The organism is Methylobacterium platani (genome assembly GCF_001653715.1).
GTDB classification, from domain to species: Bacteria; Pseudomonadota; Alphaproteobacteria; order Rhizobiales; family Beijerinckiaceae; genus Methylobacterium; species Methylobacterium platani.
In genome coordinates, this window is sequence record NZ_LWHQ01000074.1 from 1 (window position 1) to 12038 (window position 12038).

At 66.0% G+C, this 12038-nt stretch carries 12 protein-coding genes and 1 pseudogene; 8 read left to right on the top strand and 5 right to left on the bottom strand.

Annotated features, from left to right (window positions below):
* Positions 1-185: pseudogene (locus A5481_RS28370) on the bottom strand (DUF1236 domain-containing protein); the annotation flags it as partial.
* A gap of 247 nt (positions 186-432) precedes the next feature.
* Here A5481_RS28370 and A5481_RS28375 point away from each other — a divergent pair.
* From A5481_RS28375 to A5481_RS28395, 5 genes are all read left to right on the top strand, one after another.
* Positions 433-675, top strand: a complete 243-nt coding sequence (locus A5481_RS28375; RefSeq protein ID WP_048435010.1) for a hypothetical protein — start codon at positions 433-435, stop codon at positions 673-675.
* 33 nt (positions 676-708) lie between these two features.
* Positions 709-885, top strand: a complete 177-nt coding sequence (locus tag A5481_RS28380) for a DUF1328 domain-containing protein (RefSeq protein ID WP_048435009.1) — start codon at positions 709-711, stop codon at positions 883-885.
* A gap of 36 nt (positions 886-921) precedes the next feature.
* Entirely contained in the window at positions 922-1125 is a 204-nt protein-coding gene (locus A5481_RS28385) for a CsbD family protein (RefSeq protein WP_048435008.1), read from the top strand.
* Positions 1126-1280: 155 nt separating this feature from the next.
* Entirely contained in the window at positions 1281-1763 is a 483-nt protein-coding gene (locus A5481_RS28390) for a hypothetical protein (protein WP_048435007.1), read from the top strand.
* A gap of 166 nt (positions 1764-1929) precedes the next feature.
* Entirely contained in the window at positions 1930-4665 is a 2736-nt protein-coding gene (locus tag A5481_RS28395; protein ID WP_082173213.1) for a PAS domain S-box protein, read from the top strand.
* An 814-nt stretch (positions 4666-5479) separates the two neighbouring features.
* Here A5481_RS28395 and A5481_RS28400 read toward each other — a convergent pair.
* Together A5481_RS28400 and A5481_RS28405 are read right to left on the bottom strand one after the other, a co-directional pair.
* The gene (locus A5481_RS28400) at positions 5480-5698 is read right to left on the bottom strand and encodes a hypothetical protein (protein WP_064504453.1); all 219 of its coding nucleotides are present in this window, start codon (positions 5696-5698) and stop codon (positions 5480-5482) included.
* Positions 5699-5786: 88 nt separating this feature from the next.
* On the bottom strand, positions 5787-6860 hold the full coding sequence (locus A5481_RS28405) for a catalase family protein (protein WP_064504454.1): 1074 nt from the start codon (positions 6858-6860) through the stop codon (positions 5787-5789).
* Positions 6861-7086: 226 nt separating this feature from the next.
* Here A5481_RS28405 and A5481_RS28410 point away from each other — a divergent pair, with 226 nt between their 5' ends.
* The 3 genes from A5481_RS28410 to A5481_RS28420 all read left to right on the top strand — a co-directional run bounded on the left by A5481_RS28410 (position 7087) and on the right by A5481_RS28420 (position 9669).
* Positions 7087-8169 carry a catalase family protein gene (locus A5481_RS28410; RefSeq protein ID WP_048435158.1) on the top strand — a complete coding sequence of 361 codons (1083 nt, stop codon included), beginning with the start codon at positions 7087-7089 and terminating at the stop codon, positions 8167-8169.
* Between the two features lie 39 nt (positions 8170-8208).
* Positions 8209-8778 carry a type 1 glutamine amidotransferase domain-containing protein gene (locus tag A5481_RS28415; protein WP_048435159.1) on the top strand — a complete coding sequence of 190 codons (570 nt, stop codon included), beginning with the start codon at positions 8209-8211 and terminating at the stop codon, positions 8776-8778.
* A gap of 84 nt (positions 8779-8862) precedes the next feature.
* Entirely contained in the window at positions 8863-9669 is an 807-nt protein-coding gene (locus A5481_RS28420; RefSeq protein ID WP_048435160.1) for an SDR family NAD(P)-dependent oxidoreductase, read from the top strand.
* A gap of 464 nt (positions 9670-10133) precedes the next feature.
* On the opposite strand, the gene A5481_RS28425 is transcribed toward A5481_RS28420, so the two are convergent.
* Positions 10134-10874, bottom strand: coding sequence for a hypothetical protein (locus A5481_RS28425; protein ID WP_048435161.1), 741 nt, complete (start codon positions 10872-10874; stop codon positions 10134-10136).
* Positions 10874-11884, bottom strand: coding sequence for an ArdC family protein (locus A5481_RS28430; RefSeq protein WP_064504455.1), 1011 nt, complete (start codon positions 11882-11884; stop codon positions 10874-10876). The genes A5481_RS28425 and A5481_RS28430 overlap by 1 nt, the downstream gene beginning before the upstream one ends.
* Between the last annotated feature and the right edge of the window lie 154 nt (positions 11885-12038).

Here is a 12038-nt window from a genome sequence, read left to right on the forward strand (position 1 = left end):
AGGATGCCGTTGACGGTGCCCGTCGCCGCGCCCACAGCACCTCCGACGATCGCACCGATCGGGCCGGCAGCTGCACTGCCGTCAGCGGCCCCTTCCTGGGCGCCACGCACAAGGCCCTGCGCCTGAACTGCGACCGGCAGAGTGAGCGCGAGCAGCGCCGCAGCGGTGAAGGCTTTGATGGTCATGGTGGACGTCCTGGTCTGCATCTGGCCGCCCAAGCTTGGCGGGTGTCGGGGCTACAACGCTCAAGCTTGGCCACGGGATGCACGCGGGTGACGTGAAAATACGGGCTGGCAGCGAAGCACCGGCACGCCCCCGCGAGGCCGTACCGTTCGGTCCGGTTCCACCCCTCGACCTATAAAAATTTCCGGAACTCCATTCCTAGCTTGGCCGTTTTTAGCACATCAGACAGTCAAGCTTCGGATTGCTGCCATGAAGACCGCTCTCCTCTCTGCTGTGTTTGCTGCGTGCCTGACCCTGGTGGGTGCTGCTGCTGCGTCGGCGGAGCCGAGCGCGGCCATCTTCCTCGGCGACACCGGACTGCGACTGCCCGTCAGCGCCCTGACCGCTCCGGAGCCCCCGCCCGCCACGGTTGAGGCCGCGCCGGCAACCCAGCACGCCGCCCCGCCCCGCAAGGTACGGGTGGTGCTCGCCTCACCCTTTGCGGTCCGCTGACGGGCAATTCCTCATACCTGCGAGTGTCCCCTCATGATGTCTTGGGCCGTCACCTTCCTGGTCGTGGCGCTGGTCGCCGCCCTCTTCGGTTTCGGCGGGATCGCCGGCACGGCGATCGAGGCTGCCAAGCTGGTTTTCTTCGTGGCGATCGTCCTGTTCGCGATCTCGGCCGTCGTCGGACTGATGCGCGGCCGCGCCCCACGCGTCTGACGCAGTCCCTTTCCTCCAAGTCGTAGGAGCACCCCGATGAGCAGCACCACTGACAAGATCAAGGGCCTGGCCAACGAGGCGGTCGGTAACGTGAAGCAGGGCATCGGCAGCGCGACCGGCAACGAGAAGCTGCAGGCCGAGGGTAAGGCCCAGGAGCTGAAGGGCGAGGCCCAGAAGACCACCGGCGATGTCAAGGAGGGCATCAAGAGCGCCGCCGACACGGTGAAGAGCAAGCTCTGAACCCTAACTGAGGCAGCCTAAGGCAAGCCGCTCCGCAAGGGGCGGCTTTGCCATATGAGCAGCTCCCAAGGACAAGGCTTGATCTGGTCGCGCAGGATTTGTAATTTATGGGTTCATCGCTGCTTTGATCTTGCTTTCAGCCCTACGATGTTCTGATGCCAACTCTGTCTGACCGGCAGCGCGTCGAACTCGCGATCCCGGCCTATCTCCTGTACGCCCTGACAGCCGCGTCAGGCATGTTTGTCCCGGCCGACCCAGACCAGGCGGCAAAAGCTGAGGCCGATATCGCTGCGCTTCGCGCCGACCTGCAAGCCGCCCTCTTGGAGCCTTTCGGCGATCTCGTCGCAAAGAAGCAGCACGCCCTTCTGCGCCGGGTCGAGCGCATCGGGAAGGCCGTCATTGTCGGATGGGGTAACCGGCCGGCCCTGAGCGTGATACTGGCTCTCTGGTACTTCCTCAAGGACCTGACCGACCGCGAGGTACTGATCCTATGGGAGGGCTCGGCTATGGAGCGGGCGACAAGCAGACTCCTGCCGATGTTCGCGCACGGCTTCGAGGAGCAGATGCGTGATGCTGCGGCCCAGGATCAGGCTCATCAGCTCCTAGCGCGCATGAAGGCTGAGGGGCTGTACGGCTGAGTAGGCCAGGGGCCTACCCACTTCGAACGGAAGGGGCTGGCTGCTCTGGTTCTACGACCGCACACAATGGCAGGCGTCGCTCAGGAACAAACGTGACGGGCGCGTGGGCATCATCTATCCATCTGCCCGATGACCGCGACCCAGCGCTAGGTAAGCTTTCGAACCAATGACAGACGACGTCGGGCGGCTCTCACGGGCGGAACTCGAAGCCGAGGTGCGGCAGTTGCGCGCCGAACGAGACGCCGGTTCGACAGCCTCTTACGCAGCGAACCTGCGCCCACCGGGCCGGTCCACCCCCGCCGGTACCGGCGTGCTGTTTTCGGCAGTCGAGAGGACCGGCCTGCCGATGATCATCACCGATCCTAATCTGCCCGACGAACCCATCATCTTCGCCAACCGTGCCTTCCAGGATATGTGCGGCTATGGCGCGGATGAACTCCTGGGCCGCAACTGCCGCTTCTTGCAAGGTCCGGGTACCGAGCAAGATCGGCTGACTGCTCTACGTACGGCGCTTGCCGAGGGCAGAGACATCGCCCTCGAGATCACCAATTACCGCAAAGACGGGACCGCATTTATCAATAACTTGTTCATCGCGCCGGTCTACGAGGCGGATGGACATCTTCTTTACCGCTTCGGCAGCCAGCTCGACGTGACTGAGGTGCATCGCAACCGGCAGCGGTTGGCCGAAAGTGAGGAGCGCCAGCGCGCGATCTTCAACAGCGCCAGTGAGATGGCGATCATCGTCACGGATACCGAGGGCTGGGTGACCGACTGGAACGTCGGGGCCGAACGCATCCTGGGCTGGTCGGCCGAGGAGATGCGTGGGCAGACCGTCGAGCGGATCTTCACGCCCGAGGATTGCGCCATCGGTCGCGCGCGGGAAGAAATGAATGTCGTTCTCCGCGACGGGCATGCCGAAGACGTGCGCTGGCACCTGCGCAAGGACGGTAGCCGGTTCTATGCAGTCGGTGACATGACCGCGCTGCGCGGGGCAGACGGGACGCACCAAGGTTTCGTCAAGGCGATGAGCGACCGCACCGCGGAGCGCAACGCCGCCGTCAAGTATCAGGCCGACGCTGAGTTCATGCACAGCGTTCTCGCGTCGTCCGCCGACTGCATCAAGGTGCTCGATCTCGACGGCAGCCTGACCTTCATGAGCGAAGGCGGCATGCGGGTGATGGAGGTCAGCGACTTCAACAATATCAAAGGCTGCCCATGGCCCAGCTTCTGGCAGGGTCAAGGTCATGCTAATGCCCTCGCCGCTCTCAATGTGGCCAAAGCCGGCGAGGTCGGCCACTTCCAGGGGGCAGCCGATACCTACCTCGGCACGCCGAAATGGTGGGACGTGCAGGTTACGCCTATCCTGGGCGCGAACGGGCGGCCAGAGAAGATCCTTTCCATCTCCCGCGACATCACCGACCAGAAGGCTTTCGAAGGCCGCCTTGCGGTGAGCGAGGGGCGCTGGCGCAGCCTGTTCACCGGCATGCAGGAGGGCTTCCTCAGCGCCGAACTGGTGTGCGATGCGGGCGGCCGGGCTGTAGACTTCCGGTTCCTCAAGGTGAACCCAGCCTTCGCCGGCCTGACGGGGCTGCCGGCCGACAGCGCCGGCCGGACAATGCGCGATCTCGTACCGGATATCCCGCAGTGGCTGATCGACACCTACGCGCGCGTGGTGGAGAGCGGCCAGCCCGAGAATTTCGAGATCCACGTTCCCAAGTTGCACCGGACATTCGAGGTGCGGGCAAGCAAGCAGGACGACCGGAGGTTCATCGCGCTTTTCCTGGAGATCTCGGAGCGCAAGAGGGCCGAGGCGCGCCGCGCGGCGACGACCGAAATCGGCGACCGGTTGCGCGACGTGGCGGATCAGGGGGAGATCAGCCGGATCGCCGCCGAGATCATGGGGCGCACTCTCAGGCTGAGCCACGCAGGCTATGGGCAGGTTGACCCTGACGAGGAGACGATCCTGGTTTCCCAGGAGTGGACCGCGCCGGGACTGACTGACATTGCCGGGCTGCACCGCTTCCGCGATTACGGCTCGTACATCGAAGACTTGAAAGCGGGCCGCGACGTCGTCATCGGCGATGCCAGCAGCGACCCCCGGACAGCGCAGGACGCCGACGCCCTGGCTGCGATCAATGCGCGTGGCATCCTCAACCTGCCGGTGCTGGAGCACGGGCGGTTCGTGGCCCTATTCTACGGGTTGCGGGCCGAGCCAGGGACGTGGGCACACGAGGACATTGCCTTCGTGCGTAACGTCGTTGACCGCACCCGGACGGCCATCGCGCGCGTCGAGGCGGAGGCCCAGCAGCGGCTGCTCAACCATGAGCTGAGCCACCGCATGAAAAATATGCTGGCGATGGTGCAGTCCATCGCCACGCAGACGATGCGCGGCGCCGCCGATCTGGATACCGCCCGAAATGTGCTGGCCAACCGGCTGATCGCCCTGGGTAAGTCGCATGATCTCCTGCTCGGCGGCTCCCTCTCGAAAGCCCCTCTGAGGAGCGTGATTGAGAGCGCACTCGACATCCACCGCGATTGCCCCGACCGGTTCGTCCTCGATGGTCCGACCGTGATGGTCGGTTCCAGGGCAGCGCTGTCGCTGTCGCTGATGCTGCACGAGCTGGCGACCAACGCCGCCAAGTATGGCGCGTTGTCTACCGCGGACGGTCGGGTCACGATCTGCTGGACCCTCAGCGGTGAGGGCGACGACGCGTCGGTCATGTTGCGGTGGAGCGAGGCCGGCGGGCCGCCGGTAGTGGCGCCCAAGCGGACCGGGTTCGGGACCCGGCTGATCGGGCGTGGCCTTGCCGGCAGCTTCGATGGAGAGGTGGATCTGAGCTATCCGGCAACGGGTGTCGTTTGCACGATCACCGCGCCGCAGCGCGGCCTTATGGCGACCTAGACCTCGGATCCCGTCCATCAGAGCTGCTGGACGATCACAAGGATCGCATTCACCCCATGCACAGTCGGGCATGCAGACATGAGCGCGGGAAGCTGGTCCACTTTGGGCATGCTGATGAAGACCCGCACCGCCGGTTCGCTACGGGTGGACCTTTGATGAACGCCCCTGACAGCAGCTTCCCACCCCCAGTGGTCCTCTGCTGCTCAGCTCGACTTTGGCCAATCGCGCCCCGTTACCTGTGTAGGGCCCGCATCCGTGAGCCAGGATCCGTACGCATCCTGCGTCCTATGGCGTCTGAAGGTAAAGCCGAGTTGTTACGGTAACGAGGATGTTCCTCGGTGAGTGACTACTTGGCAGGTCCAACGGGGACTTTCGCCATGTCCCATCGACGAGGTGAGAGTACAAAACCCCCTCGGCGCGTCCAGCCTCGCCGGAGGAGACCGTCAACAGGCACTGGCCGATCGGACAAAGTCGAGCTCAGAGCACCTGTAAGAAAAACGACGGTTTTTTAGCCACTTCAACCCGTTAGGTTTGCATGTCAGGAATTCAAAAGGGCGTCCTCGGGCAATTGGCACGCGTCGCTTGAACCAGCGTCACCATAAGGCGTCCTGGGAGCAGACCAGGGCAGCCACGGGCCGAACCGCCGCTCTCGACCCCTTCTGACCCTCAGAACGTCTAGCTTTCGGCCGCGTGGTGGACAATCACCTAGGGCCCAAACGGGTGGTTTCCTACCCATCCGCTTCGGACGGCACAGGTGCTGCGAAACAGGCTCTGACGAGCGTCTTGTCATCTTTCGATGACATGCGGACCTCGTTCAGCGCGACTCGACCTTGATGCACGTGAAGGCGACCGGAAGCGCTTTGCCGCCATCCGTCTTCTTCGTGAATGAGGCCGCATTGGCCGTCGTCGAGGCGATAGCATGCTCCGCGTCCGGGCTGTCGACCGGCAGCACGTAATCCTGGCCGCCCTCGATACCCTTCGTCGGGTCGAAGACTCGGATGGTGACGTTGAACGGCTTCAACTGCGTCTTCACCGGTCCTTCCGCCCGGACCGCGCCATCGTCATCATGGTGAGCGCCGCGAGCGCGGCGAACGTCTTGAGGCCTCGCATCACCGTCTCCCTCAGCGGCCGGCCGGCTCATGGATCGGGCAGCCGTTGAAGCGCTGCCGGAAATCGGCCGAGTGCCTGTATGGCGCGTTGCGGGCACGGTTGATGTTGCCGAGCGGCTGATGCGCCGCGAGCCCGGTCCAGACCGCAAACCGCATGCGCTCATCTACGGCGTCGACCCGAGCCGCGTCCCAGCTGTCCTGAGGTCGCACGGTGATGGTGGCAACCCGCTGGAACGGTGCCTCCTCCTCGTCCCACTGCACCGTCGGATCCTCCACCGGCTGGCGTTCGAGGTCGCGGCATAGCTGCACCCGGAACTCCCAGACTCCCTCGATGCCGGCCATCTCGGACTGCACGGTCTCGCGAATGGCGTCCGGGCGGCCGGAGGCGTCGATCTCTGTCCCTGTCAGCGCTATAAGCGCCGGGGCGACGGGAGCGACCGAGAACTTGGCAATGTGGTCGCCGTATCGGAACGGGGTGACGCTATAGTAGGTCTCGCCGAGCGGATCGACATTCGGCGCGCCGCCGAGCGACCCCAGGGTGGGACTCTCGATGCCCACCGCCGTGAGCGCCTTGTTCACCCCGCGCAGCACAGTGGAGGCGGCGACCTTCAGACCCTCGACGCGGTTCGTAGTCCCCGCGAGCAGCTTTAGGCTGCCCAGGAATTTCTCGGCGTTCGGCGCCTGGAAGACGGGGCCGTTGACCATGACGAAATCCTGGCTCGTTCCCTTAGCGTCAGGCAGGCGCTCGCCAGCCACGTCCAGGACCTTCAGGGCGAGACCGCGGGGAAGTGAAACGGCATCCGGCAGGATGTCGCCCGCGTTGGTCGACATCCGCATGTAGACCTTGTGTTCGCCCGGCGTCGCGAAAAGGCCCTGCGCGAGTTCGGGCGGCAGCCCGGCGTCGATTGTCAGCGTGCCCTCCAGGATGCCGTGAGACTTGGCGTGGACCGAGCGAACGGCATGGCCGGAGTCGTTCGCGACCGTCTCCAGGATACCGTCGAAGGTTTCATTGAGCTGCTCGATGGTTCGGTCCTCGTCGGGCCTCAGGGCTTCGACGTCGGGGCTGTAGCGGACGGGTGCTGGCAAGGTCTGTCGTCCTTCGTTCGTCTGGGGACAAAACTGACCGGAGTGATCGACGTTCCGGGTTGCGCCCGACTCAATAGCCCGTGAACGATCTTAGGAGCGACGCGTTGCCAGGATCCTCGTCCCGAGGTCAGTGCGCCTTGGCTTGGAGTCCCGCGACTACCGAGGCGGGACAGGAACGAATTGCGTTCGGCTCTTCCGATAGCCGCGGCGCACGGGAGAGACTGGAATGACCTACCTTCGCTATGCCCCCGACATCGAGCGGCCTACCCCTGACGAGCAGGAGACCATCGACGGCATCATCAAGGGCATGACCCAGCAGTCGCAGACGGTGGAGAAGCGCGAGCATCACGCGGTGCGCGCCAGCCACGCCAAGAGCTCCGCTTGCGTCATAGGGGAAATGACCGTCTCCGAGGGCTTGCCCTCGGAGCTCGCGCAAGGACTGTTCGCCAGACCGGGTACACACAAGGTGGCCGTGCGCTTCGCCCAGGGCCCGGGCGAGACGCTCGGTGACCGGGTCTCCACGCACCGCGGTATGTCGATTAAGGTCTTCGGCGTGCCCGGCGACAAGCTACCCGGCCACGACGTCGACACGCAGGATTTCGTGCTCGCCACCGGTACGACCTTCCCGTCCGGGACGGCAGCTGGGTTCCTGCGCGACGGTACGGTCATCGGCAAGGCAACCGGGCTGCCCGAGGGCGTCAAGAGTGCGGTCGCCGCCACCGCGCGCAACCTCAACCGTGTGCTGCATGCCTTCGGCACGGAGAGCGCCATGGCCGACTTTCTCGGCCATCCCTACAGCCATCCTCTCGCCGACAGCTACTTCAGCCAAGCTCCGATGCGGTTCGGCGACTACGTGGCCAAGCTCGGCGCGGTGCCGGCATCGCCGGCGCAGCACGACTTGGCCGAATGGCGCCTCGACCCGCACCAGGACGAGGACGGCTTCCGCCATGCGGCCGTGGACTACTTCGGCGGCAACGATGCGGTCTACGAACTGAAGGCGCAGTTGTGGGCGGACGCCGAGCGCCAGCCCATCGAAGACGCCTCGGTCGATTGGCCGGTCACGGTCAGTCCCTACCGCACGGTGGCGACGATCCGCCTGCCTCGGCAGGACGCCTACTCTCCCGAGCGGGTACGCTACTTCGACGAGATGATGACCTTTCGGCCGGCGCACAGCCTCTCGGAACACCGTCCGCTCGGTTCGGTGATGCGGGCGCGGCTCCAGGTCTACCGGGCGCTGAGCGATTTCCGGCACCGGGAGAACGGCGTGACCGCCGAGAACACCGCCTCACCCGAAGGCATCCCGGCCTGACGCCGCCCATTCACGCCTTCACATGAAGAGGAACGACCCATGACGCTTCAAGGAAAGACCGTCGCTATCCTGATCGCCCCCCGGGGCACGGAGGAGCCGGAGTTCACCAAACCCCGTGACGCGCTTGTTGCGGCCGGCGCGACCGTCACGGTGATCGGGCTTGAGGCCGGCGAGGCGGAGACGGTCAACAACGACCTCGAACCCGCTGGGAAGTATCCGGTCGACAAGGTCATCGATGTCGTGTCCGCCTCGTCCTTCGACGGACTCGTCATCCCCGGTGGCAGCGTCGGCGCCGACAAGCTCCGAGGCAGCGAGGCCGTGATCGCCTTCGTGCGGGACTTCTTCCAGCAGGCCAAGCCGGTCGGGGTCATCTGCCACGGGCCCTGGACCTTGGTGGAGGCTGACGTCGTGAAGGGGCGCAAGCTCACCTCTTTCCCGACGGTGAAGACCGACATCCGCAACGCGGGCGGGGAGTGGGTCGACGCGGAGGTGGTCGTCGACAAGGGGCTTGTCACGAGCCGTAACCCCAACGACCTGCCAGCGTTCTGCGCGAAGATCGTCGAGGAGTTCGCCGAGGGCCGTCATCCGGACCAAGCTCGCAGCACCTGAAGCCCTCCCGCGTCCGGTTCGACTGAGCCGAGCCCCGGCGCTTGATGCCGGTTGACCTCACACTGCATTCCCAAGGAGGTATCCATGGATCTCGGCATCAAGGGGCGAGTCGCTGTCGTCACGGGCGCCAAGTCGGGGATGGGTCGCTCGACTGCCGAGCATCTGCTGCGTGAGGGCGTCCACGTCGTCCTAACCGACAAGGAAGGTCCCGAATTGCAGGCCACCGCCGCAGAGCTGGCGGCACTGGGTCAGGTTCGCGCCGTCGAGGCGGATCTCACTGGAGCCAAGGGGATCGAGGTGCTCGCCGCCTTCGCTAACATGGCCTTCGACGACAAGCCGACCATCCTCGTCTGTGCCGCCGGCATCACCGGGGCGTCGGGAGACTTTCTCGACCTCACCGACGACGACTGGCTGGAGGCATTGCAGACCGACCTCATGGCTGGGGTGCGCGCGACCAGGGCGTTCATCCCACACATGCGCAAGGTGGGCTGGGGCCGCGTCGTGCTTTTTTCCTCGGAGGACGCGGTGCAGCCCTACGTTGAGGAGCTGCCGTACGCTGCTGCCAAGGCCGGGGTCCTGAACCTTGCGAAGGGATTGTCCAAGGCCTACGGGCCGGATGGCGTGCTCGTGAATGCGGTCGGCCCGGCGTTCATCGCCACGCCAATGACTGACGCGCAGATGGAGAAGAAGGCGAAAGAGAAGGGAGTCTCGTTCGACGAGGCAATCCAGCTGACGCTGGACGAGGAACGCCCCGGCATCGTCGCCAAGCGCCGTGGCCGGGCGGAAGAGGTCGCCGCCGCGGTTACGTTCCTCTGCTCGGAACACGCCAGCTTCATCACCGGCGAGTTCCTCAGGGTCGACGGCGGCTCCGTCATGACCATGGGGGCCTGAGGTTTTGCCACAGATCAGCGGCTGTTCGGTGCCTGTGAGCGCACCGAACAGCCGCTTTCGGGATGCCTGCTCCTCACAATAGTGACTGGGTCGGCTTGGATGCGGAACGTTGGCTTCCGGATGGAATACCAAGGACCGGTTGCCACTCCGAGCGGTCTTCCGCCGCTCGGGGCTACATGTAAGAAAAACGACCGTTTTCCTTACACTGTCAGTTTGGGGCGGCTGATGCCTTCAATCCAGGATCACGACGCACGGCAGGTGTCAGTGTAGCGTGTCAGGAATTCAAATGTCGGGAAATCCCTTGCGACCGGACATTCCTACATCGCTAACGCGGAACCGCTTTGGGTCAGCAGCGTGGATTGCGCGAGCACCACTAGGATGTCCGAGTGGGGTCGGGAGCAGACCCTGGCACGGTCAAGCTGATTGGGATTTGACCGTCGGCCGCGACGCATGGCGCGGAGCGGTCACGCCCGCCTCACCTCTACAGGACGATCCTCCGTGGCTTCAGCGAGGCGACGGATCAGGGCGAGGTCCGCATCCGAGCAATTGCCGCGCACCTCGAGGTCGACCCAATGCCCGCCGCGGCCGACGTGGCTGCCCGACAGGCGGTGGTTCGAGGAGGTGTAGAAGCTCTCGTTCGGCTCGATCAGTCGCACGCGCGAGGTCAGGAACAGGATCCCCGAGCCGAGATTGCCGCAGAACAGGCGCTCGTCGGCTCCCGTCGTCTTCGGCCCGCCGCCGACCGTGCGCTGGCCGATCTGCCGGAACGCCTCGGCAAAGCTCTTCGGGTCCGGGGTCGTCCGGGGGGTGAGCGTGTGTCGCCCGCCCCAGGGGGGCCGCTCCGGGTCGATCCGCCCGGTGGCGATCTCGTGCAGCAGCGTTCCGAGGTAGCTCGGATCGGCCGGGTACGGGCAGACCCGCCACAAGGCACGGATCACCAGCCGACGGGGCGCAGGGTTCTTGAACAGGCGCTCGCGCATCTTGCGCCAGCCCTCGGCCCGCTGCTGGCGCGTCTCCTGCTGCTGGCGCTCCCACTGTCCGGTGCGCCGGACCATCTCCTCGTCGACGTCGAGCTGGCGCTCGGCGATCGCCCCGGCGAAGAGGGGCAGGGCCGCCTGCTCGCGGATCTGCTTGCGCCGGTACGCCGCGCGCTTGCGCAGCGTGTCCTCGAACGGCGTCGGTCGCGGCCAGGGCTTGAAGCGCATCACGCCGCCGCCCGCAGGTCCGGGGCGGTCTCGTCGCCCTCGTCCGGCCCGCCGGCGCCGTCCAGGGCGAGCGCGGGCGGGAGGTGGCCGAGCAGCCAGTCCGCGGAGCGGCTGGCCATCCCCGCCGCCTGCACGATCGCGCGGGGATCCGAGCGCAGCACCTCGAGCCAGCTCGCGATGTAGTCGGCGTGGCGCACCGTTGGCACGATGCCGAGGCTGGCGCAGACGTAGGCCGCCGAGATCTCCGCCACTAGCTCCTCGCGCGCGTAGCCCTCGCTGCCGAAGCGGCCGGTGAAGTCGCGGGCGAGCCGGGAAGGGTGGCCGCTCGCGTGGCTCATCTCATGGGCCGCGGTCCGGTGGAAGTTCACCGGCTCGAAGAAGGACTGCGGCGGCGGCAGCACGATCACGTCGTCGGCCGGGCGGTAGAACGCCCGTTGCCCGCCAAGATGGATGGTGAGGCCGGTGCCATCCATCAGGGCGCGGAAGCGCGGCTCGATCAGGTCCTCGCGCGGCGGCGGGGGCGGCACGTACAGGCCCTCGGGCAGCCCGTCGCACTGCGCGGCGTTGAACACGGTGTACTGCTTCAGGAAGGCGATCGAGCGCGCCTCCTCACCAGCTTGAGCGGCCCGCGCACGCTCCTGCTCGGGGGTGAAGCGGTTGGCGTAGACGACCGGGGTGCCCTTCTCGCCGCGGCGCACGTTGCCACCGAGGCTGAGCGCCTGGCGGAAGGTGAGCCAGCGCTGGGTCGGGTAGCCCGCGGCCATGCCGCTCGACCACAGCAGCATCACGTTGATGCCGGAATACGCCCGCTCGGTCTGGGCGTTGCGCGGCATCCCGACCGCGGCGGCACCCGGCAGGTCACCCCACGGCAGCACCCACGGCACCCGGCCCTCCTCGAGCTGGGCAATGATCGTGTCGGTGATGCGCTGGTAGACGTCGGGGCGCTGCTCTGGAGCGGCCTCGGTGCGGCAGGCAAGGGATTTCCGGGAGGGGGAGGGGCGTCGGGCCATCGGCGTGGTCTCTCGACGGGCGCCGGAGCCTCTCTCCGGCCTGATCTCCCGTCGTGACCTTCCAGGCCACCTCTCCCTCCGGCGCGACCTCCGAGGCCGGTCGCGACGCCGGCAAGTGAAGAGCGCGGCATCATCACGCGCTGGCGGCCAACTC